General features: G+C 61.8%; 15 protein-coding genes. 10 read left to right on the forward strand and 5 right to left on the reverse strand.

The window, feature by feature from the left end:
* Nucleotides 1-125 precede the first annotated feature (125 nt).
* Nucleotides 126-956, forward strand: coding sequence for a TIGR00282 family metallophosphoesterase (locus CFE428DRAFT_RS11135; protein WP_006979630.1), 831 nt, complete (start codon nt 126-128; stop codon nt 954-956).
* A gap of 311 nt (nt 957-1,267) precedes the next feature.
* Here the strand turns inward: CFE428DRAFT_RS11135 and CFE428DRAFT_RS11140 are convergent, their stop codons facing one another.
* The gene (locus tag CFE428DRAFT_RS11140; RefSeq protein ID WP_131989266.1) at nt 1,268-1,867 is read right to left on the reverse strand and encodes an energy transducer TonB; all 600 of its coding nucleotides are present in this window, start codon (nt 1,865-1,867) and stop codon (nt 1,268-1,270) included.
* A 136-nt stretch (nt 1,868-2,003) separates the two neighbouring features.
* Nucleotides 2,004-2,924 (reverse strand): transporter, encoded by a 921-nt coding sequence (locus CFE428DRAFT_RS11145; protein WP_006979633.1) that lies wholly within the window; start codon nt 2,922-2,924, stop codon nt 2,004-2,006.
* Nucleotides 2,925-3,132: 208 nt separating this feature from the next.
* Between CFE428DRAFT_RS11145 and CFE428DRAFT_RS11150 the strand changes: the two genes are divergently transcribed.
* The 7 genes from CFE428DRAFT_RS11150 (at nt 3,133) to CFE428DRAFT_RS11180 (ending at nt 14,726) form a co-directional block, all read left to right on the forward strand.
* On the forward strand, nt 3,133-4,551 hold the full coding sequence (locus tag CFE428DRAFT_RS11150; protein WP_006979634.1) for a sensor histidine kinase: 1,419 nt from the start codon (nt 3,133-3,135) through the stop codon (nt 4,549-4,551).
* 76 nt (nt 4,552-4,627) lie between these two features.
* A complete protein-coding gene (locus CFE428DRAFT_RS11155) occupies nt 4,628-6,028 on the forward strand; it encodes a sigma-54-dependent transcriptional regulator (protein ID WP_042724833.1) in 1,401 nt (466 codons plus the stop codon).
* A gap of 356 nt (nt 6,029-6,384) precedes the next feature.
* Nucleotides 6,385-8,232, forward strand: a complete 1,848-nt coding sequence (locus tag CFE428DRAFT_RS33440) for a formylglycine-generating enzyme family protein (protein ID WP_006979636.1) — start codon at nt 6,385-6,387, stop codon at nt 8,230-8,232.
* Between the two features lie 74 nt (nt 8,233-8,306).
* Nucleotides 8,307-9,158, forward strand: coding sequence for a sugar phosphate isomerase/epimerase family protein (locus tag CFE428DRAFT_RS11165; protein ID WP_157447481.1), 852 nt, complete (start codon nt 8,307-8,309; stop codon nt 9,156-9,158).
* 6 nt (nt 9,159-9,164) lie between these two features.
* Complete coding sequence (locus CFE428DRAFT_RS11170) at nt 9,165-9,728, forward strand: DUF4337 domain-containing protein (protein WP_006979638.1); 564 nt, start codon at nt 9,165-9,167, stop codon at nt 9,726-9,728.
* A gap of 289 nt (nt 9,729-10,017) precedes the next feature.
* Nucleotides 10,018-13,227 (forward strand): PSD1 and planctomycete cytochrome C domain-containing protein, encoded by a 3,210-nt coding sequence (locus CFE428DRAFT_RS11175; RefSeq protein ID WP_006979639.1) that lies wholly within the window; start codon nt 10,018-10,020, stop codon nt 13,225-13,227.
* Nucleotides 13,228-13,244: 17 nt separating this feature from the next.
* Entirely contained in the window at nt 13,245-14,726 is a 1,482-nt protein-coding gene (locus CFE428DRAFT_RS11180) for a DUF1501 domain-containing protein (protein ID WP_006979640.1), read from the forward strand.
* Between the two features lies 1 nt (nt 14,727).
* Here CFE428DRAFT_RS11180 and CFE428DRAFT_RS11185 read toward each other — a convergent pair whose 3' ends face one another.
* The 3 genes from CFE428DRAFT_RS11185 to CFE428DRAFT_RS11195 form a co-directional block, all read right to left on the reverse strand.
* Entirely contained in the window at nt 14,728-15,981 is a 1,254-nt protein-coding gene (locus CFE428DRAFT_RS11185) for a serine hydrolase domain-containing protein (protein WP_006979641.1), read from the reverse strand.
* Between the two features lie 442 nt (nt 15,982-16,423).
* On the reverse strand, nt 16,424-17,149 hold the full coding sequence (locus CFE428DRAFT_RS11190) for a glycoside hydrolase family 25 protein (protein ID WP_006979642.1): 726 nt from the start codon (nt 17,147-17,149) through the stop codon (nt 16,424-16,426).
* Between the two features lie 133 nt (nt 17,150-17,282).
* Entirely contained in the window at nt 17,283-18,188 is a 906-nt protein-coding gene (locus CFE428DRAFT_RS11195; RefSeq protein WP_006979643.1) for a DUF1003 domain-containing protein, read from the reverse strand.
* 139 nt (nt 18,189-18,327) lie between these two features.
* Between CFE428DRAFT_RS11195 and CFE428DRAFT_RS11200 the strand changes: the two genes are divergently transcribed.
* Together CFE428DRAFT_RS11200 and CFE428DRAFT_RS11205 are read left to right on the forward strand one after the other, a co-directional pair.
* On the forward strand, nt 18,328-19,191 hold the full coding sequence (locus CFE428DRAFT_RS11200; protein ID WP_006979644.1) for an alpha/beta hydrolase: 864 nt from the start codon (nt 18,328-18,330) through the stop codon (nt 19,189-19,191).
* Nucleotides 19,192-19,437: 246 nt separating this feature from the next.
* A complete protein-coding gene (locus CFE428DRAFT_RS11205) occupies nt 19,438-23,844 on the forward strand; it encodes a DUF7133 domain-containing protein (protein WP_006979646.1) in 4,407 nt (1,468 codons plus the stop codon).
* The last annotated feature ends 127 nt before the right edge of the window (nt 23,845-23,971 follow it).

Here is a 23,971-nt window from a genome sequence, read left to right on the forward strand (position 1 = left end):
TTCATTCCACGTTTTCTTTAGGCGCATGCCCCCGCAAACCCCACGCGGCTCTCAACTATCAACCCTCAACTCTCAACTTCCGTTTTTAGCGTGCCCTGCGCGCCAAAACGGATAACACCTTTCCGATGCTGAAACTCCTTTTTCTCGGTGATGTCGTCGGTGAACCCGGACGGCGTGCGGTCATCGAGACCGTCCCGCGCCTTCGCGAAGAGCGAGGAATCGATTTCGTCGTGGTCAACGGCGAGAACGCCGCCAATGGGCGTGGCATCACGCCGAAGATCACCATCGATCTGCTGCGCTGCGGCATCGCGGTCATCACCAGCGGCGATCACATTTGGGATCAAAAGGAAATCGTTCCCTTCATCGATACCGAGCCGCGGCTGTTGCGTCCGCTGAACTATCCGGCGAATACGCCGGGCGCCGGCTCCATTGTGCTCGAGACACCGAAGGGCAAGGTCGGTGTCATCAATGTGCAATGCCGCACTTTCATGAATCCGCCGCTGGAAAATCCGTTTCTGGCCATCGACGCGGAGGTCAAGCGGGTGCGCGAGGAGACGCCGATCATCTTCGTGGATGTGCATGGCGAGACGACCAGCGAGAAGATCGCCATGGGGCGTTTCCTCGATGGCAAAGTCAGCGCGGTGTGCGGCACCCACACGCACACCCAGACGGCGGATGAACAGATTTTCCCCGGTGGCACGGCCTTCCTGTGCGATGCCGGTATGTGCGGGCCGAGCGAGAGCTGCCTGGGGCGCGAGATCCAGCCGATCATCGAGCGTTTTCTCACCGGGCGTCCGATTCTCTACCCGGTAGCGCGCGGGCCGGTGAAATTGCTCGGCGCGATCGTCGAAATCGACGAACCGACCGGCCGGGCGCTCTCGATCGAACGTTTTTCCCACGTTTACGAACCGCCGGAACCCGCGCCTGCACCTGCACCGGTCACTACGGCTAAATAACGTAAATAGAACTCCTTACATTTACGGACGGTGTCGCGTTCGTTGCTAGAGTTGCCATACTCTGCAGAATTGCTGAAATAATTCTTGTCAGGAACGCATCTCTGCCCTAAGACTTGCACCGTTCTCTCCCCGGACAGAAAGCGCCTCTCGGGTTTCCACCCAAGAGGCGTTTTCATTTGTACGGATGTGGTGGGTGGAAGGGTCGAGTTAATTGCTCCGCCTTCGCCGGAAAATTAGGGGCGCTCAGGAGCGCATCCCGCCGCGTATCGCGCCTCGGTAGAGTGGAGAGGCATCTGTAAATCGGCCGGGACTTATGCCGAGAAATTGAACCGGATGGGGATCTCCACCGTCGCGGAGACGGGCCGGCCGTTCTGCGTCGCTGGGCTGAAACGCCACGTGTGCACGGCTTCGAGGGCGGCGCGATCGAGCATGGCGTGGCCGCTTCCCTGGCTGACGCTCGCACTCGTCACCCGGCCTTCCGCGTCGACGGCGACGAGCAGCATCACCACGCCTTCGATTCGCTGCGCGCGGGCCTCTGCGGGATACGGCGGCTTGTAGCGAGTCAGGAAATGCGGCGGCAGATAATTTCCGCCGGCGCCAGCGCCTCCCGCAGCCAGGCCGGCAGCCGCGCTATGGCTCGAAGTGCTCCGCCGCGCAGTCACGCCGCCCGTCTTGGAGGCCCGCTCTTTTTTCGCGTGTGGGAATACGGGCAACGGTGGTGGCGCCTCCGCGGTAGTCGCAATCAATGGCGGCATAGACTCCGCCATCGGCATGGGCACGGGCGTCGGTTCCAACGCCGGCGCCGGTGGAGCGAAACTCGTCTCCACCGGCTCGGCAGCGGTATCTTGCGCAGGTTGCGGCGCGGGAAATTCCTCCGACACCAGCGCATTATCTCCCGGCGAAAGAGACACGCTTATCTCGGTCCTGCCAGGATCAAGACGTGGCGCCCAGAACAGTGATGACCAGCCCACGAGGGCCAGCACACTGCCATGAATGGCACATGACAAGATAAGCGCGCTACGGGGCATGCCGCGACGAGAGCACCCTTTAATCCTGCCGTCCGCTCACCGGGGTGTAGGAGCGCTCGGCGTGGCCGGTCCGGCCGAAATCGTAGCCCACGATGAGCCAGCCGATTTCGCGATCCGAGGAATTGTTCGTGCCCCACTGGCAGGAGAGATCCACGTGCCAGTTCCGCGTCGGGCGCCACTGGACGCTTGGGCCGATGTTGAGTTGGTGCGCCGGGTGACCGCGCTCGCCCTTGATCGTGTCGTGATCGTAGAGCACTTCGACGCCGACCCCGAGTTTGCCATCGATGAGCGAATAGCTCAGGCCGAGCGGGATCTGGAATTCGTATTCGCGATCGCCGCCGGTCTCGGCTTCCCACACGAAGTTCACGCCCCAGTGCCAGCGCGAGGCGAAGTCGCCGCCGAAGAGCGCCTTCAGCTCATAGACGTCCGGGCCCCATTGGTGATCAGCGATCTTGTATTCGCCGTAGAAGGTGGGGTTGCCCCAGATCTTGCCCCAATCGGCGAGCGCATAACGCAGCTCGATGTTGAAGCTCTGGTAGTGGAAGTGGCCTTTCTGGTCGCCCTCAATGTCCTGGTAGAGATCGAGCTGCATGCGGTAGGGCAGGCCGATTTCCACCTCCTCGAGCAGCCGGTGCGATTCCGTGCCGTCGCGGTGGTTCTTGATGCGCCACCAGCTTTCGAGGCCCACTTCCCAGGGCTCCTGCTGGATGTAAACGCGCGTGCCGGTGAAACGCCGGGCGCTGGTCCACTCGGGGCGGCCGGTTTCACCGATCGGCGTATTCTCGCTCAGCACGGAGTTGAAAGCCGTGCTGGTCGTCTCCGGCAAGCGGGTGGTCGGCGCGTTGGACGACGGCGCGGGTGCAGCCGGTGTTTCCGCGGCGATCAGCGTGGAGGCGGAGGCAAGGGTAAGGAGGGTAATTTTGACAGGGTGGGGAACCATGCAATGAGTTGAAGGGTGTGGGGTGTTTGTTTGGGTAAACGGACAGCCCCGCGGGCAAGCAACGGGTGTGCCATCTCGCGGCCCGCTCTTTGCTAGAGAGGCGCATGCTGATCTCCGCCCGCATTTCATCGTGAAATCGGGATAGGAATTAGCCTCGCCAGCCTCATCGCTGTACAATTTCTATCCCTCCGTCGTCTTTCCTCATCACATGTCCGTCCGTCGTATCTCGAGTCTCTGGTTGCGCCTCGCGCTGCCGTTTTTGCTCTTCGTCGTGGCGGGATCCACGGCGTTGGCGCTGTGGCTGCATGCGGCGGCGGAACGCGAGTCGCGCCACGTCTTCGCCACGCTCGCGCGGACCAATGCGGATTTCATCAAGAGCGCGCGCCTGCCGGCCAACGAGCGCGTCGCCGATTACCTCAGCCGCGTTTTGAACATGCACGTCTTCTTTCGGCGGCGGGCCTGGGACATGACAAATAGTGACGGCGGCCTCGCCATGAGCCAGAGCCAGGAAACGATCCCGCCGGTGACCGGGCCGCTCGAGTCGCATCGCGACCTCCTGCGGACGCTCGGTCCGGAGCGGGGCATCGTACCCGCGGGGCGGGATTTCGAGGCGATCGCCGTGCCGCTGGAGAATGACCTGAGCCTCATCCTCGTCCGCGAAGTGCAGCCGGCGTGGTCGTTTCTCGTGCACACCGAGACGCTGGCGTTGCTGGTGGCTTTCTGGGTTTTTTCGGTGGCTCTTGCCTGGGTGTTGGCCAGTGGGTTTGTGCGTCCGCTACGGCTGCTGGCGGAGCGCCTGCCACAGATCGAGAACGATCCCGGCGGCGCCTTGCCTGGCGCCGAGCGCTCGGATGAAATCGGCCAACTCGCCCGCGCTTATCTCGCCACCCGCGCGCAACTGGCCGAGGAGCGTACGCGCCGCGAGCAGGCCGAACGGCTCGCCATTCTAGGCCGCATGGCTACGGGCCTGGCTCACGAGATTCGCAATCCGCTGGCGGCGATCCGCATGCACGCCCAGCTCATCGGCTCCGCGCACAATGGCGATCTGGCCAGCACGGCGAACGAATCGTTGCCTGTGCTGCTCGGCGAGGCCTCGAAGATCGAGGGCCTCGTGCAACAGTGGATGTTCCTGGCGCGTCCGCAGCCGCCGCAAATGACAGCGGCGGATCTCGGCGACATCGTAGCCAGCGTCATCCGCACGCTCACCCCGCAAGCGAACCACGCGCGTGTCCGGCTGGTAAATGAAGTGCCTGCCGGCCTGCGAGCGCGGGTCGATACCAGCCGCCTCGCCCAGGCCATCGGCAACGTCACGCTCAACGCCGTTCAGGCGATGCCCAAAGGTGGGACGGTGATCATCCGCGGAGAAAATGGCGCGTCCGTGGTTCTCATTTTTCAGGATACGGGTCCGGGCTTTTCCGAATCCGCACTGCTCCATCATGCGGATCTTTTTTTCTCGGAGAAGGAAGGCGGCATGGGCATCGGCATGAGCGTGACCGCGGAAATCCTCAAGGCACATTTTGGCAAACTGCTCGTCTCCAATGCCGCTGAAGGCGGCGCCGTGGTGACGATGGAGCTGCCCGTAATTCCAACATCCAACACCCAACACCCAACATCCAACCTCCAATGAAAGAAGCCACCGCGCCTTACGCTTGCGCCATTGGATGTTGGGTGTTGGACGTTGGATGTTCGATGTTCTGCCTTTCATGACCTCCATCCTCATCATCGAAGACGAACACGCGGTCGCCAGCGCGCTCGGGGCGATTTGCAAGCGGCTCGGTCACGACGCGCAATTGTGCTCGAGTGGTCAGCGTGGCTTGGAGGAACTGGCGCGCGGCGACTTCGCGCTCGCGATTCTCGACATTGGCCTGCCTGACATGAGCGGGTTGGAGGTACTCAAGCAGATCCGCCGGCGTGCTCCGGCAATCCCCTCGCTCATCATCACGGCGCACGGCAATCTCGACAACGCGGTGGCCGCGAAAAAGCTCGGTGCGGCCGGCTATCTCGTGAAGCCGCTCGACCTCCCCGAGGTCCAGGAAACGATCCGCCAACTGGCCAGCCCCGCCGCGGTCCCGACGCCTTCCGTACAAGCTTCGCCGTCGCTGCTCATCGGTGCCGCGCCGGCCATGCAGCGTTGTTTCGTGGAAATCGCGCACGCTTGCACCAGCGATGCCCCGGTGCTGATTTCCGGTCCTACCGGCACGGGCAAGACCCTGGCCGCGCGCGTCATTCATACCAATAGCGCCCGCAGCGAAGCGCCCTTCGTCACGCTGCACTGCTCTGCGCTGCCCGAGCATCTGCTGGAGAGCGAATTGTTCGGCCACGAGAAAGGCTCTTTCACCGGCGCGTTGACCTCGCGCGAAGGCCATCTCGAGCGCGCCCGCGGTGGAACGCTTTTCCTCGATGAAATCGCGGACATTTCGCCGGCCATCCAGGCGAAGCTCCTGCGCTTTGTGGAAGAGCGCACGTTTACCCGGGTCGGCGGCCGCGAGGATTTGCGCGTCGATCTCCGTCTCGTGACTGCAACGAATAAAGACCTGCGCGAGGAAGTGCGTGCCGGGCGTTTCCGCGAAGACCTCTATTACCGACTGCACGTCCTCGAGATCACCATGCCCGCCCTGCGCGAGCGTCCCGGCGACATCGCGGCGCTGGCCACTTATTTCCTCGGCTCAATCGGCGGAACACAACCGCGCCAGCTCGCCCCGGCCACGCTCGATCTGCTCCAGCGCTACACCTGGCCGGGCAACGTCCGCGAACTGCGCAACGCCCTCGAACATGCCATTGCCGTTTCGAGTGGCGGCGTGATTTTGCCCCATCATTTCCCGCGGGAATTGCGCGAGACCCGGGACGCCGCCCCGGCCCCATCCGATGTCCTCGATACCGCGCTCGGCGCCTGGCTCCAGCGCCAACTCGCCGCTGGGGCGAGCTATCGCGAGATGCACGATGCCTTGGAATCGATGGCGTTGCAGCACCTCCTGGCGCATTTCGGCGGCAAGCCCACTGTCCTGGCCCGCGAAACCAAGATGAACCGGGTGACCTTGCGAAAAAAGGTCCTGCGACTCGATCGCGGTGAATCGGCCATCCCGGATGGCGAGGACGAGGGATAGCGTCGGGCATCCGGCAGTGGCGCTTTTTCTCCGTCCTCCTCGTAGGGGTTTTGTAGTGATTTTCTAGATTTCGTCGTGGGTGTTCTATCGAGGAGGCTCAGGTGTTTTCTGCACCGGTCTACGGGATTTCCCCTATTTTAGGCCCGCCAATTGCTCTGATCCCCTCGCCGGAGCACACCGGCGGAAGTACTGGACAACTTTCCACCGTTGGTGTGCCCTCTGCCCACCCCGATCGCCCATCTCGACACCCCTCGATGCAATCACTACAGTTCAGTCGATCAGGGACCATCCGGCATGTCTTGCTGAGGCCGCGCTTTGCATTGGCAGTTGGTAGCGCTTTGCTGGCAGCGGCGTGGATGCTGCCTTCCGCCTTTGACGACACCTTCGAAACGATCGCCACTCACGATCACCCCTTTTCGAAGACGCCTGAGGTGAAAAAAGGCACGTCGTCCCTCCACGTGGCGATCGCGGGTGTCGTGCCGAAATACGACGGGAAAACGGATAGCAAATGGTGGGGAAGCGGGGGAGAGGCCGGGCCGGCCGAGTCGCGAGAGAGTTTTGGCAAGACGAGCGGGGCCACGAGAGGGCCGTCGCTTCTGGGTATGTTACGGCAGCAACTGGGCGACTCCGGTTCCTCCGCAGCCGGGGATTTCGATGCGCCTTTTCGCGACCCAGGCACTCGCGAAGGCCAACCCCGCTTCGAGTCGATACTCAACCTGCTGGCCCTCAACCCGCTGGGCGACGTGCAGACCATGGCGGCTGCGCTTCCTCCTTCCGCCATCTTCCGCTCTTCGACAATGCCGCTCCGGGAGAATGCCGTCCCGATCGATGATGGCTCGAGCAGCAGCGCGAACGTCCCGAGTCCCCACTCTTGGAATAGCTACGCCGCCGTGCCGATTTCGGTGAGCAATGGCAGCCTCGCCCTCAACTCGGCCCCGGCAGCCGCGGTCTCGCCGGTGACGACGACCCCACTGACTTCCCCGCCGCTACCCGCAACGAATATCTTCACGCCGGCTCCGTTCCGGGCGAGCAGTGTGAGTATTCCGGCGTCGGTGCCTGTCAGCAGCCCGATCGTTCCGTCGGTCGCTTCGAGCGCGCCGGCTTCGTCGATCAGCCAGGGCCTGCGAGTGTTTGTCAAAATCCCGTCAGCCGCTCCGACAACGACATCCACGCCGACCTTCACGACCAGTGCGATTTCCAGTCCTGCTTCCGGAACGACCACCACGCTGGCCAACCCGGTGCTGACCGCATCCAATACGACTGCGACAACGGATATTGGTTATCAATTCGTCCCCGTCGGCAACGCTGGCAATGCGAACGATCTCGCCACCGGCAACAAATTCGGCGCTGTGAGTTACAACTACGATATCGGCAAGTACGACGTGACGCTGACGCAATACACCGCCTTCCTCAATGCGGTGGCCGCAACGGATGCCTACGGGCTTTACAACGCCTCCATGGCTTCGGATGGCCATATCGCGGGAATCAGCCAGACGGGTGTCAATGGCACCTATCATTACACCGTAGTCGGTGATGGGCAGCGGCCGGTGACCTATGTGAGTTGGTTCGACGCCGCGCGCTTTGCCAACTGGGTGAACAACGGGCAGCCCGTCGGATTGGGTGAGGTGAGTGGCTCGACCGAGGACGGTGCCTACACCTTGCATGGAGCAAATGCCGGTGTGGCGACCAAAAATGCGAATGCCCAGGTTTGGATTCCCAGCGAGAGCGAATGGTACAAGGCCGCGTATTATGATCCCACCTTGAACGGAGGCGCGGGTGGCTATTGGAGCGACGCGGCTCAGAGCAATACTTCGCCCGGAAATACGGTTGGCAGTCAGCCGAATCAGGCGAACTACCTTTTTGCCGGCGGCGACCCTGTTCACAATCAATCGGGAAACTTCCTGACCGACGTGGGCGCCTTTAGCATGTCGATCAGCCCCTACGGCACCTTCGACCAAATGGGGGATGTCAACGAGTGGAACGATGGCATCGTCGGTCCGGGGCGAGGCATCCGGGGCGGGGCCTGGGATAGCCTTTCGGCATCGGACCTCCTCTCGACCAATTTCTCCTACAACGACCCGACGACCGAGAATGCGGACACCGGCTTCCGTCTCGCGATGATCCCGGAGCCAGCGGCGTGGCCGTCGCTCCTTGGAGGTATCGGTCTGCTCGTGGCCTGGCGCCGGCGGCGCAACGCGGCATGATCTTCCGGAAGAGTCGTTTTCGGCTCTGTTTCGCATTGCGGGATTTTGTCTAAACGCAGATGCTCCCGGCCGCCGTGAAATTCCCCCTCACTTCCCTCTTTCTCGCTTTTGTCGCGGTTGCCACTGCCGCCAGTGCGGCCGCGCGCGATGATTCCGCCGCTGAAAAGCTCGGCTGGCATCTGGCCACCAAGGCTTACACCTTCCGTGCGATCACGCTCTACGAGACGATCGATATCACGCACGAGCTCGGCCTGAAGTACTTCGAGCTCAATCCCACGCAGAAGCTCAGCGCGGAAAATCCGGTGAATACCAACGACACGCTCACGCCGGAATTGCGTGCGGCGCTGAAGGCGAAGTTTGCCGCCGCCGGGATCAAGGTCACGAACTATGGTGTGGTGAAGCTGACCAATGATGAAGCGGCCGATCGCAAGGTCTTCGACTTCGCCAAGGACATGGGCATCGAGACCATCGTCTCCGAGCCCACCGCGGATTCCTTCGATCTGCTCGACAAACTCACCGCCGAATACGGCATCAAGGTCGCCATTCACAATCACCCGCAGCCTTCGACCTACTTCGATCCTGAGATCGTGTTGAAAGCCATCCAGGGCCATAGCGCGAGTATCGGTGCTTGTGCCGACACCGGCCACTGGACCCGCTCTGGGCTCAACGCCGTCGATTGCCTCAAGAAGCTCGCCGGCCACGTCATCACCTCGCATTTCAAGGACACGAACGAGGAGAAAAAGGATGTGCCCTATGGGCAGGGCAAGACCGACATCAAGGGCATGATGGAGGAACTCAAGCGCCAGAATTTCCATGGCACCTTTTCCATGGAATACGAAAGCGGCGCGAAGGGGGAGCAACTCGTCAACGAGCTCAAGGAGTGCATTGCCTTTTTCGATCGCGAAGCTGCTAATCTCGCCCACTAGAAATTTATGGAACAACCCGAAGTCCCGTTGGAACAAGTGCAGGAGCACATCGAACATCACGCCCATCACAACCCGGACACCTTCATCTCGAAGGTCGCGTTGAGCACCGCGATCATCGCGGCCTTGGCGGCGATCACCTCGCTGCTGGCGGGAGATCATGCCAACGAGGCGATGGTCAGCCAGATCAAGGCTTCGGACCAGTGGGCCTATTACCAGTCCAAGGGCATCAAGTCCGGGGTGCTCAGCACCAAGATCGCCCTCCTCGATGCCATGGAGAAAAAGCCCAGCGCGAAGGACGAGGAAAAGCTGTCCGAATATAAGAAGGAGCAGGAGGAGATTTCCAAGGAGGCATCGACTCTGGGGCACGAAGCGGAGGAGCATCTGGCTAAACACAAGAAGCTGGCCGCCGGCGTCACGCTCTTGCAAATCGCCATCGCCGTCGGCGCGATCTCTGCGCTCACCAAGCGCAAGGTTTTCTGGGGAGTCAGCCTGCTCTTTGCCTTGGGCGGGGTGATCTTCCTCGCCTTGGGCGTCCTCTACACGCTGCCGGCAGCGCCGCTCCCGCATTAGCGGGCGGTTGCGGAGTCTAGAGACACGGTGGCGTTCGTCACCGCATGGGATGGCGGTCTTGTAGCGAATTCTCGTTACAAGACAGGTGAGGAATATTCTGCGATGAATCGGGCGTGATTTCTGTCTCCCCGACAAATCGCTCACGCGTTTTTCGGCCGGGCTTCCAACTCTCCGGTTCGACAGTTTTCTCGTTCCCGCGAAGCGGGTTACGCAACTCCGTAAGCCCGGCCGTTCGCTGGGCGGCTAAGCTTCCGCTACGCTTGGCCATTCCTTTTTAGACCCCTCATTCATGCGCCGCCCGTCCCGTCTTTCCGTCGCCCTTTTCGCTCTCACACTGCCGCTCCCGGCGGTGTCGCACGCGGAGGATAAGGTGCAGTTCAACCGCGACATCCGGCCCATCTTTTCGGATACCTGTTTCCAGTGCCACGGCCCGGATGAAAAGAAGCGCAAGGCCGGCTTGCGACTGGACACGCGCGATACGGCGGTGAAGCCGTCGGAATCCGGCGATATCGCCATCGTGCCGGGCAAGCCCGCGGAGAGCGAGATGATCAAGCGGCTCGAGGCCACCGACCCGGACGACGTCATGCCGCCGTCGAAGCTGCATAAGCCGATCACTCCGGCGCAGCTCGCCACCGTCAAGAAGTGGATTGCTCAAGGCGCCCAGTACCAGCGGCACTGGGCGTTCGTCAAACCCGAGCGTCCGCCGGTGCCGAAGCTGGCCGAGATCCCGTTGCCCGACCTCAACTGGAAAAACAACGGCAATGGCGTGGGCGACTGGAGCGCGAATCCGGTCGATGCTTTCCTTTTGAAAAACATGACGGCCAAGGGCCTCGTGCCGTCGAAGGAGGCGGCGCCCGAGACCGTGATCCGCCGCATGTCGCTCGATTTGAATGGCATCCCGCCGACCGCCGCGGAGGTCGATGCTTTCGTGCAGGATTGGAAGGCCAACGGCTCGCGGGCGGCCGTGAATAAACTCGCGGATCGCCTGCTCGCCTCGCCGCGTTACGGCGAGCATATGGCCGTGCAATGGCTGGACTTTGCTCGTTACGCGGACAGCAATGGTTTCCAGTCCGACACCAGCCGCCAGATGTGGCACTGGCGCGATTGGGTGATCAATGCTTTCAACCGCAACATGCCGTTCGACGAGTTCACCCTCGAGCAACTCGCCGGCGACATGCTGCCGAACGCCACGCGCGATCAAATCGTCGCCTCCGGCTTTCAGCGCAACTGTCGGCTCAACGGTGAAGGCGGCCGCATCGTTGACGAATGGTTCGCCGAGACGGTCATCGACCGCGTGAATACGACCGGAGAGACCTGGCTCGGTCTCACGCTCGGCTGTTGCCGCTGCCACGACCACAAGTTCGATCCCATCTCGCAGAAGGAATTCTATTCGTTCTTCGCTTTCTTCAATTCGAGCGACGAGAATGGCGTGCTGGATGATTTTGGCGGCTCCGCGGGCACCCGGCGCGGCGGCAATTCACGGCCCATCCTGGACCTGCCCACCCCCGCACAGGAAGCGCAGATTGCGAAACTGGAAGGTGCCGTGACTACCGCGCAGCAGCAGGTGGCCGAGGCCACGAAGCAGTTGCCGCAATTGGAAAAGGATTGGGAGGTGAAGTTCCGCAACGAGTTGCAGGACAAGAAACCGGCGTGGCAGGAACTCGCTGCCGATGCGAAGAGCGAAGGCGGCGCAACGCTCACCCGACTGGAGGACGGCACGTGGCTGGCCAGTGGAAAAAATCCGGCGAACGATACCTACACCATCACTGCGCCGATCGCCGCGGGCGATTTCAGCGCGCTGCTGCTCGAGACGTTTCCCGATCCGTCGCTGCCCGGCCACAGCCTTGGCCGCAACAGCAACGGCAACTATGTGCTCACCTCCGTCGAGGCGGAGATCAGCGCGCCGAGTCTCCCGCAACAGCTCGTGGCGGACTTCACCCGTGCAGAGTCGGACTACGAACAAAAGGGCTATGAGGTGAAGCTCATCGTCGAGGACAATTCGCCGAAACGCGGCAAACGCGACAAGGCCAAGAAGGGCTGGGCGATCGATGGCAACGACCCGGCGAAGAAAGTACCGCGCAAGGCGATGTTCGTCGCCAGCACGCCGCTCACCATTCCGGCGGACGCCACGATCACGGTGCGCCTCAAGCACGAGGCGCTGGCCAATCACAACATCGGCCGCTTCCGAGTGAGCATGAGCTCGCAGCCGCCGAGCGTGGTGAAATTGAATGGCGGCGAAACGCCGAAGGCGATCCGGGATACGCTGGATATGGACGCCGCGAAACGCACCGCCGCCCAGCACGCTGCGTTGCTCAAATTCTTCCGCGACAATACCGACAATCCAGCGTCACGCGCCGAGACGGTGCTCGCGGCTGCGAAGAAAGCCCTCGGGGACTTCAAGCTCGACCTGCCGAACACCATGGTCATGAAAGAGCTGCCGCAGCCCCGCGATGCCTACGTGCTCATTCGCGGGGAATACGACAAGCATGGGGAAAAGGTGCAGCGTGGCCTGCCGGCGTTCCTGCCGCCGTTGCCGCGCGGAGCGCCGATGGATCGTCGCGGCCTCGCCGAGTGGATCACCTCGCCGGAAAATCCGCTCACCGCGCGGGTGTGGGTGAATCGCGCGTGGGAAAAATTTTTCGGCATCGGTCTCGTCCGCACCACGGAAAATCTCGGCTCGCAATCCGAGTGGCCGAGCAATCCGGAACTGCTCGACTTCCTCGCCACGGAGTTCGTGCGGCTCAAGTGGGACATGAAAGCAATCCAGAAGCTGCTCGTCACCAGCGCTGCCTATCGGCAGTCGTCGCAAGTCACGCCCGAATTTCTGGAGCACGATCCGGAGAATCGCCTGCTCGCACGCGGTCCGCGCTTCCGTCTTTCCGCCGAGGTGTTGCGCGACCAGGCGCTGGCGATCAGCGGTCTGCTTGTGGAAAAAGTCGGCGGCCCGAGTGTGCGACCCTACATGCCCGACGGCGTCTGGGACGAGACGAGCCGCTACGGCGACATGCGCAATTACAAGGCGGACACCGGTGAAGGCCTCTATCGCCGTTCGCTCTACACCATCTGGAAACGCACTGCTTCCCCGCCGACGATGGCGATCTTCGATTCGCCGACGCGCGAGATTTGCACGGTGCATCGTTCGCGGACGGACACGCCGCTGCAGGCGCTCTCGCTGCTCAATGAAGTGACCTTCGTCGAAGCTGCGCGCGCCCTGGCGCAGCGGATGATCCTCGAAGGCGGCGCCACGCCCGAGGAGCGCATCGCCTGGGCTTTCAAGCGCGCGACTTCCCGCTCGCCCAAACCGAATGAACTGCAAGTGCTGGCCAAGGGCCTGAACGCCCGGCTTGCGCGCTATCAGACCGATGGTGACGACGCGAAAAAGCTCGTCGCTTTCGGCTCTTCCAAACCCGACGCCAACGTCGATCCGAACGAACTCGCCGCTTACACCTTGACCGCGAACGTCCTCCTCAACCTCGACGAAGTCGTCACCCGCGAATGACCGCAAAATTTTAAGCCATGAACTGCAACGATTCCTATTTCTTCAAACTCGCCGGCGCGGAGCGCGCGGCCCTCACTCGCCGGACCTTCCTGCAGCGTTCCGCCTCCGGCATCGGCCTCGCCGCGCTCGGCTCCTTGCTGGGCGAACAGCTCTCCGCGGCCCCGGCAAAATCGCCGACGGGCGGTCTCGCCGGCTTCCCGAATTTTGCGCCGAAAGCCAAGCGCGTCATCTACCTCTTCCAATCCGGCGCGCCGTCGCAGATGGATCTCTTCGATCCCAAGCCCGAGCTGGCCAAGCGCCGCGGCGAAGATCTTCCCGACTCGATCCGCAAGGGCCAGCGCCTGACGACGATGACCTCGGGGCAAAAGAAATTCCCCGTCGCGCCGACCATCTTCAACTACGCGCCGCACGGCCAAAGCGGCATGGTGCTGAGCGAACTGCTTCCGCACCTCGGTGGAGTCGCCGATGAGTTGTGCATGGTGCGCTCGCTCTACACCGAGGCGATCAATCACGACCCCGCGATCACGTTCATGCAGACCGGCTCACAGCTCGCGGGACGGCCCAGCATCGGCTCGTGGGTGGGCTACGGCCTCGGCAGCGTCAACAAGGACATGCCCGCCTATGTGGTGTTGACTTCCTTCGGGACCGGGCGGCGTGATGACCAGCCGCTTTACGATCGCCTGTGGAGTTCCGGCTTCCTGCCGTCGCGCTACCAGGGAGTCAAATTCCGCAACAGCGGCGACCCGGTGCTTTATCTTTCGAATCCGCCAGGCGTGGACCGGGAAGCTCGGCAGGAAACGCTCGAAGAGCTCAACGCGCTCGATGAGCAGCATCACGATGTGCTCGGCGACCCCGAAATCCAGACCCGCATCACGCAATACGAGATGGCGTTCCGCATGCAGGCCAGCGTCCCCGACCTCACGGATTTCTCCAAGGAATCGGCTGAGACGCTGGCGATGTATGGTCCCGAGGTGAAGAAGCCCGGAACGTATGCGGCCAATTGCCTGCTGGCTCGCCGCCTTGCTGAGCGCGACGTCCGCTTCGTGCAGCTCTTCCATATGGGCTGGGATCATCACAGTGGATTGCCGACGGCGATCAAGGGCCAGTGCTACGACACCGACCAGGCGACCGCGGCGCTGATCAAGGACCTCAAACAGCGCGGTCTGCTCGACGACACCCTCATCGTCTGGGGCGGTGAATTCGGCCGGACGATCTATTCGCAAGGGACGCTTACCGCGGACAACTACGGCCGCGACCACCACCCCCGTTGCTTCACCGTGTTGCTCGCCGGCGCTGGCGTGAAGCGCGGCCTCACGCTCGGGATGACCGATGATTATTGCTATAACATCGTCCAGGATCCGGTCCACGTGCACGACCTCAACGCGACGATCATGCAAATTTTAGGCATCGACCACACGCGCCTCATCTACCGCTACCAGGGCCGTGACTTCCGCCTCACGGACATCAGCGGCAACGTGGTAAAAGCAGTGCTGGCGTAATTCAGGGCTTCTTGCCCCACTTCTCGACCATCGCGCGGAAGACCGAGCCGTAGAAATCCTTCTGCTGCTCGCCGCTCATGTCCATGCGCTGGAGCAGCGCCACCATGGCGAGTTGATGCACCGGATCCACCCACATAACGGTGCGCCGCGCGCCGCGATGTCCGAAGCTGCCTGGTGCCAGGCCTTCGTCGTCCCGGATTTTGACAAAGAGACCGACGCTGTAGGTTTCCACGGGATTGACTGACACCCCTTCCGTCTGGCTCGTCGCCAAGGTCTTTATCGCCGCGTCGGAAAGATAGCGGTGGCCGTGCCACGTGCCGCCATTGAGCAGCATCTGGCAAAAGCGCCCGACGTCGCTGGCCGTGGAATAAAGGCCGCCGGCGGGTTGCGCGTAGCGATGCACCATTTCCGAGATCACCCCGCCGCCCATGTTTTCCAGCAACGGCTGGGGCACTTTGATGTTCTGGCCTTCGCTGAGCTTGGTGATGAGTTGCGGAGTGATGCCCTTGGAGTGGTCGATATCTTCGAGACCCTTTTTATCCGCCGTAAAAGCGGCGCTGCGGGCCAGGCGACTCGCTTGTTCCTCGGTGGGGAAGAAGGTCGTGTCCTTCAATTCCAGCGGGGTGAAGAAACGTTGCTGCATGAAATCCGCGTATGACATGCCAGTGACGACTTCGATGATCCGTCCGCCCGTATTGATGCCGGAATTGTTGTATTCGAATTTCGTTCCCGGTTCACGGCGCAGCGGCAGTTTGCCCACCGTCTCGACGATCTCTTTCAAAGTCGTCTTGCCCTTGAACGCGGGATCTTGCGGAGTCACCACGCCGCTGGTGTGACACATGATTTCCCGCACGGTGATCGGGTGTTTCGGCGGATGCATTTCGATAGCGTCCTCCGCCACCATCTGGCCCTTGAACTCCGGCAGGTATTTCTCGACCGGATCGTTGAGGCTCACCTTGCCTTCGTCCACGAGCATCATGAGAGCGGCGCCGGTGAAGGACTTCGTCATCGATGCGATCCAGAAGAGCGCATCGGTCTTCATCGGCGTCTTCGCACTCAGGTTCGAGTAGCCCGCCGCCTCGATGTCCAGCACGTGATCCTTGTCCGCGACCAGCACGACCGTGCCGGCGACCTCATGTTTGTCCACGGCGGCTTGCAGCACGGACGCGAGCGGCCCGGGTTCGGCCGCGTGCACCGCAGAAACGGCGAGAGCGGCACTGGTGAAAAGACAAGTAACGCGAGTGAGTGGGTACATGGAAAGGAACGAGGTTGGGGTACGGGGTGGTGGAACGTGCCCCGCTCGCGGTCAATCGGTCCGAGGAATAAATCTTAGGAAGGAGCGCCGTGGTTGTTGCGAGGCGGCGACTTAAAACATTACCCCAATCTTAATCCGAGTACGGCTCCCTCCTCGCGGTCATTCTGAGCGGAGTGCCCGGGGGCGAAGGGGGCGGGCACGCAGTCGAAAGCCGAGTCCGCGAGACGCCTAAGGGACTGTGGGGCAAACCCCGTCGAACAACCAGCGAGACACCCATGGGACTCGGGCAAATCCGGCCGAACAACCAGCGCACATCGCTCGTAAAGCGGCGGGGTTCTTCGACTGCGCGCTCCCCACTGGCCCGCGAGCGCTCCGCTCAGAATGACACCGCGAAAAAACACTGCCCAAAACGCAAGCGCGGTGGCTCGCTCTTTCAAATGATCTACTTCTCTCGCTGAATGAACGTCTCGAACACCTCGCGATCGCCGTGGAAGACATTCTGGTCCACGAAGTCGTTGATCCCCCGGATGCGTCCTCTCTCGGAGAACTGCCAGAATTGCCATTCCATCTTCTCGGGCAGCTGCGGCGTGGTGAGAAACGAAGCGATCCAAAGCCGGCGGATGGGATAGTCGCGGAGGAAGTGCTCGCGAAAATCGTTCGTCGTATAAATGACCGGTTCGCGCCCATAAAACGCCCGGACGGCGCCGATGAAATCGGACAACTGATGCTGGAATTCCCTGGCCGACGGCCGATTGGCAGGAGCGCCCCAGAGCTCGACATCGACCACCGGAGGCAAAGCTTCGGGATCCTTTGGAACCACGGCGATAAAATTCGCCGCCTGCTGCAGGCCGGTCGATTTCTGGGTGAAGTAATGATAGGCGCCGTGCCGCAACCCGGCTTGCGCGCAACCCCGCCAATTTTCAGTAAAGCGCGCGTCCCGAAAATCGCGGCCTTCCGTCGCCTTGATGTACACGAAGTCCACCGAGTCGCGAGGCACCAGGTTCCATTGAATCTTCCCCTGGTGATTCGAGACATCAATGCCGCGCACCGGAAATTCGATGAAGCTGGGCTGGTTGGGAATCCAGACTCCGGTGAAGTAAGCTCCCGCGCCAACGGCGGCGACCACAACCACGGCACCGATCGCAGCCAGGATGTGTCGCTTCTTCATTTATTAGTGCCCCATGACGTTGGTCCGCGACCCAAGGAGATAAGTTGCAATCACGGCGCTCTGCCGTCGCACGAGTGCCGCGGGAATCGAGATTTCCTCTGCGCCCCGACGGAGCAGGGCGGCTGCATCGCGGTTATTCCTCCGCGCAGGCCAGCTTTTCCTTCACGGTCTTGAGCGAGTGGACGAGGAAGTCGATCTCGGCATCTTGGGCGCGGGTCTTGCGGATGAGTTCCTCGAGCATCAGCTCGCTCTTGAGGTTGACGCGGTAGTCTTGCTCGGCGGCGATGCGGTCTTTTTCTGCCGCGCGGTTTTGCGACATCATGATGACCGGCGCTTGCAGAGCGGCGAGGGTGGAGAGCAGCAGATTGAGCAGGATATAGGGATACGGGTCCCATTGCGCGCCGTCTTTGTTTTCCCCAGTGATGCCGAAGTGGGAGAGGAGGAAGGTATTGAGCCCCATCCACACGAAGAGGATACCGCCGAAAATGAAGATGAAGGTCCACGAGCCACCAAAGGCGGCCACCTTGTCGGCGATGCGCTGGCCGAAGGTGAGACGCTCGTCCATCTCGTCGTTCACGTTGCGGCTGATGCGTTGGGAGACGAGGAGATTGGTCTGGCGGAGACGGGAGGTGATGCCGCGGATGACTTCCAGCGCGGCTTGCGGATGGGAGAGGAGGAATTCCTGAAAGTCCTTGCGGCTCAGGCGATGCAGCATGGAATCGGTCGTGGTGGTGGCGTTGGCTGAGCGTTCCCCGCCGTCCAGCACCGACATCTCACCGAAGAAATCGCCGGGCTCAAGCTCGGCGAGCGTTACCGGCCTGGAGTCTTCGTCGTGCACCCAGATGCGCACCTTGCCGGAGTGGACGACGTAGAGGGCGTCCCCTTTTTCGTGCTCGTGAAAGATGGTGTCGCCGGTCTTGAAATTCACGTTTTCGAGCAAGGTCGACATCTTGCTTAGCGCCTCCGGCGAGAGGTCCTTGAAAAGCGCAACGGCGGCGAGCCCGAGATCGTTGTCATCCTGCGGCGATACATCACTCATAGAGAAAGGAAGTTAACGGGTGTGAAAATGATCGTCGGCCCGGATTAAGGCGAGGCGAAAACGTCGCGCTCCGCGGAAGCACCTAAGGTTGGGGCACAGGTTGGGATGTGCTCACCGTCCCGTCCCCAACATTCCCCCCATGAAATATCTCCTGTTTGCCCTGTCGTCTTTATTCCTGGTCGTCGCCTCGATCCAGGCGGCCGACCCCACGGATATCCGCCTCGAGCGCGGGGTGTCCTATCTCGGCGCCGGGCGGTCGGAATTGGCCGACCTGTATCTGCCGCTGGCAATTCCGCAGGGCCAGCGGGTGCCGGCGGTGGTGATCATTCACGGCGGCGGCTTTACCGGTGGGCATCGCGACGCGGCGCGCGAATTGAATATCGGCAGCACCCTGGCGCGGAATGGTTATATCGGCATGAGCATCGACTATGTGCTGGCGGACATCGGCCGGCCGACGTGGCCGCAGAATCTCTACGACTGCAAGACGGCCGTGCGCTGGCTGCGCGCGAATGCGGATCGGTTGCAGATCGACCCGAATCATATCGGTGTGATCGGCGGTTCGGCGGGTGGCACGCTGTCTTCGCTCGTGACGCTTACGCAGCCGAATGACGGACTCGATCCGCAAGGGCCTTACGGCAATTTCCCGTGTCAGGTGCAATGCGGCGTGGATATGTACGGCATCGCCAGCATGGCCGAGTGGCACGATAGCGTGATGTTTGGCAAGACGAGCGAGGAGGCGCCGGACCTCTACAAGAAGGCCTCGCCGATCACCTACGTGCGCGCGGATTCCGCACCGATCCTGATCCTGCACGGCACCGCGGACAAGACGGTGGACGTGTCGCAATCCGAAAAATTCGCTGCGGAGCTCAAGGCCAAGGGCGCGACGTATCAAGTCGAGATCATCCCCGACGCGCCGCACAGCTTCAGCCTGCAGCCGAAGCAAAAGGATCTGCGGCCTTTGGTGCTGGTGTTTTTCGACAAGTATTTGAAGCCGGGGAAATAGAAGGGGAAGGGTTGAGAGTTGATGGTTGAGAGTTGAGAGTCCGCCACGTTTCCGCTGGAGAGGCCGCTCCGCGGCTGGATTTCGAAATCGATCCTGATGCGGAGCGTCACAAAAAGGTGGCGGCGTGGGGGGACTCTCAACTTTCCCTCCCCTCTTTCATCGTCTTGCTAAGGTCTTGCGGCCCTGCGCTCATTAAGGCGCATACACTGCATTCCCGCATTTGCGGGTTCCCCAAACAACCAACCAATGAAGCTCTATCGCTCAATTGTTCCCCTCGTGGCTGCGCTCGCGGCCACGGCATTCTCCGCGCAAGCGGCAGAAAAAACGTGGCTCTCCTTTGAAGGAAAGGATGGGCCTGGCAAAGGCAAGAACGTCGTCCTGCTCGCCGGTGACGAAGAATATCGCTCCGAGGAATCGATGCCGATGATGGCGAAGATCCTGAGCGAGCGGCTCGGCTTCAACACCACGGTCCTCTTCTCGGTCGAAGACGACGGGCGCATCAATCCGAACAAGGGCGAATCGCTCTCGAATCCCGAGGCGCTCGACAAGGCGGACGCGGTGATCATGCAACTGCGTTTCCGTCACTGGCCGGACGAGACCATGGCGCATTTCGAAAAAGCGTATCTGCGTGGCGTGCCGTTTGTCGCCTTGCGCACCTCGACGCACGCGTTCAATAACCCCAAGAGCAGCAAATACGCGAAATACGCCTACAACTACGGCGGCCCGGAATGGGTCAAAGGCTTCGGTCGCCAGGTGCTCGGCGAGACGTGGGTGAACCATTGGGGCCACCACAAGGTCGAGGCGACCAAGGGGATTATTCAGCCAGGCGCGAGTGATGCGCCGGTGATGCGTGGGGTGAGTGATCTCTTCGGCATGACCGATGTCTATGAAGCTGAGCCGCAGCCCGATGCGAAGATCCTGGTGCGCGGCGAGGTGCTCTCTACGCTGCAGCCCGACTCGGCGCCGGCGGATTACAAGAAGACCCGCGTGGACAAGGTCGAGCAACCGGTGAACGACCCGATGATGCCGGTCGTCTGGACGCGCGAAGTGAAGAATGAAGACGGCAAGACGAACCGCGTGCTCACCTCGACAATGGGCGCGGCGACGGATTTGCAAAACGAAGGCCTGCGCCGGCTCGTGGTGAACGGCGTCTTCTGGGGCCTCGGGATGGAAGTCCCGGCGAAGGCGGACGTCCGCATCGTCGATGAATACAAGCCGTCGTTCTTCGGGTTCATCAAGGACTACCTCAAGGAAGGCCGCGCGCTGAAAGTCTCCGACCTCGAATTGGGCAAGGCCATGCCGGGCGAGCCGCTCGCTCCGCCGAAGCCGCAGGCGGCCAAGCCGGCTGAGCCGAAGAAGCAGGCCGCGAATACGCCGGAGAAATTGCCCGGCTCGGAACTCCTCACCCCGCCGCCGCGCTCTGCGCGGCCGGCGTTGGGGGGGAGCAGCCTGCCGCTCACCTTCATTCAGGGCGAGCGTATCGCGTTCGTCGGCAATTCGCTCGCCGAGCATTTCAGCAAATTCGGTTACTTCGAATCGCTGCTTCACTCCCGATTTCCCCGCGAAGGGCTGATTGTTCGGAATTTCGCCCGGCCGGCTGACGAAGTGGCCACTCGTCAGCGCTCGGCCAATTACACGGCCCTGGACGACCCCCTGGCGGCGTTCGGTGCGGACACGTTTTTCTGTTTTTTTGGTTACAATGAATCCTTCGCGGGGCCGCAAGGCGTGGAACAGTACAAGAAGGATTACGAGAAGTTCCTCGACGACTACGCGAAGCAATACCCGCGCGATGAGACCAAGGCCGCGCCCCGCTTCGTTCTAATCTCTCCCATCGCGTTCGAGGCTCCGGCTGGCCGATTTTTACCCGACGGCAAAAAGGAAAATCAAAACCTGCGGCTCTATGCCGAGGCCACCGCGGAAGTTGCCCGAAAGCGCAACCTGGCCTTCGTCAATCTCTTCGCCCCCACGGACGCCGATTTCGCCGCCACTCCCGGCCTGCAATACACGACCAATGGCGCGCACACGAACGAGGCCGGCGATCGCCTCGTCGCGGAAATGCTCGACCGCGCGCTCTTCGGCACGACCAACCCGATACGGATCGGATCGCCGCAATTCGAGCAATTGCGCGCGGCGGTGATCGATAAGGCATGGGTGCACCAGCAGGATTACCGCATGCTCAATGGCTGGTACGTTTACGGTGGCCGGCGGACTTTCGATACAGAAACGTTTCCGCGCGAATTTCTGAAAATCCGCAACATGGTGGATGTGCGCGACCGTTACGTCTCGGACATCGCCCAGGGTCGCAAGGTGGCGGCAAAGCCCGATGACAGCCGGACTGGCGAGCTCTTCGTGCCGAAGACGGGCGCGGGCCGCTGGCCGACGAAGGAGCCGAAAGAGCTGAAATATCCGACGCCGGAGGAAGCGATCGCGTCGATGAAAGTGCCGGAAGGTTTCGAAGTGCAACTCGTGGCCAGCGAGCGCGAGTTTCCCGAGCTTACGAAGGTCGACCAGATCAACATCGACAACAAAGGCCGCATCTGGGCGTCGTGCATGCCGACCTATCCGCAGTGGAAGCCCGGCGACCCCAAGCCGAACGACAAGCTCATCATTTTCGACAAGCTGGATGCCAGGGGCAAAGCGCACAAGGCGACGGTTTTTTACGACAAGCTGACCTGCCCCACGGGATTCGAGTTTTGGAATGGCGGGGTGATCGTGGTCGACGAGCCGCGATTGATTTTCCTCAAGGACACGAACGGTGACGACAAGGCCGACGAGGTGGTGGAACTGAGCGACGGCTGGGCTACGGACGACACGCACCATTGCATCAATGCCTTCGAATGGTCGCCGGGCGGCCTGCTCAACATGCTCGAAGGCGTGAGCGTGAGCACCGCGGTGGAGACGCCGTGGGGGCCGTTCCGCCGCTACGGCGCGCCGGGCTGTTATGTCTTCGACCCGCGCTCGCAGAAGCTGCGGCACTTTGTAACGCCGGGCTACGGCAACCCCTGGTGCTACGTCTACAATTGGTGGGGGCAGGGGATCGTCGGCGACGGCACCACGCCGCAGCAGCATTGGGACACGCCGCTCAGCGGCGCGGAATTTCCGGGACGCAAAGGCCTGAACACGGTCTTCGACGGCGAAGGCATGCGACCCAATGTCGGCTCGGAGTTTCTCTATACGCGACAATTTCCCGATGACGTGCAGGGACTGTTCGTCTTCGCCTGCACGATCAATATGAACGGCCTCACCACCTTTCACATCGGCGACGATGGCGCGGGCTATCACGGCGCGCGGCGCACGAAGACGGTGGCGGATGAAAGCGGCAAGCAGAAGAAAGTGCCCGACGACATTCTCTCCGCGGTGGACAACATGACTTTCCGCCCGACCGATCCGCAGATCGGTGCGGATGGCGCGCTCTATTTCGGCGACTGGAGCGCGGCGCTGCTCGGTCACATGCAATACTCGCAGCGCGACCCGAACCGCGACCACACGCATGGCCGCATCTATCGGCTCGTTTATAAGAACAAGCCGCTGCTCACGCCGGTGACGCAATACAACAAGCCGATCCCCGAGTTGCTCGACCAGCTCAAGGAATACGAGCCACGCACGCGTTATCGCGCCCGTCGAGAGTTGCGCGATCGCCCGACGATCGACGTGCTGGCGGCGATTAACAAATGGGTGGCGAAGCTCTCGCCGACGGACAAGGAGTTCGATCGCCTGCTGCTCGAGGCGCTCTGGGTGGAGCAGGGGCTTCACGCTGTCGATCCGCTGCTGCTAAAAAAAGTCCTGCGGGCGAAGACCGGCGAAGCGCGGGCCGGCGCCACGCGCGTGCTGGCTGATGAATGGGACCGCATTCCGAATGCGATGGCGCTGATGAAGCCGCAGGTCGTCGATGAATTCCCGCGCACGCGTGTGGAGGCGATCCGCGCGCTGAGTTTCGTGCCGACGAAGGAGTCCGTGGAAGCGGTACTGCAGGCGGTGAATCTGCCGCGCGATTATTGGATCGATTATACACTGCAAATGACGCTCGGCGCTCTCGATCCGGTGTGGAAGCCGGCCTTCAAGAACCATGAGATCGCCAAGGACAACCCGGAGGGGCTGAAGTTTCTCACCGAGCTCGATGAACAAGCGAAGCCCGGCGGTGCGGCCACGGCCGCGCTGAAGAAGTATCTCGCAAAGCCGGAGCTCTCGCCGAAAGAACGCGAAGACATTTACAAGGAAATCGCCAAGGCCAAAGGCATCGCCGACAACGGCAAGGCGGTCTTCCGCCGCATCTGTGTCGCCTGCCATAAATGGGGCAGCGAAGGCATCGAATACGGTCCGCATATGGATGGCGTGGGCAAACGATTGAAGCGCGAGGACATCATCGAGTCCGTGCTCGATCCGAACGCCAAGATCGCCCCCGGCTTCCTCACGACCAATGTCGAGACCCGGCAGGGCGCAGCTTACAGCGGCTTCGTGGTGGGTGAAACGCCGGAGACGCTGACGCTCAAGGTCGCGGGCGGCGTCACGCAGGAAGTGAAAGTCCCCGACATCAAGAAGCGCGAGAACATCAAGCAGAGCAGCATGCCCGAAGGCCTGGCGAATGGGATGTCGCCCGGTGAGTTTCTCGATCTCGTGGAGTTTCTTTCCAGTCTGAAGTCGGAGAAGAAATAGGCGGCCCCACCCCGGGGAAGGTCGCCGCTGTTTTGAGCGCGTTGCGGAGGGTAACCGCCTTTAAGGCGGTCCCTAAAAATGCCGGTCATGCTGAGCGGAGCGGGGAAGCATGGGCGGAGTCGAAGGA

Origin of the sequence: Chthoniobacter flavus Ellin428 (genome assembly GCF_000173075.1) — a bacterium.
In the GTDB taxonomy this organism is placed as follows: Bacteria; Verrucomicrobiota; Verrucomicrobiia; order Chthoniobacterales; family Chthoniobacteraceae; genus Chthoniobacter; species Chthoniobacter flavus.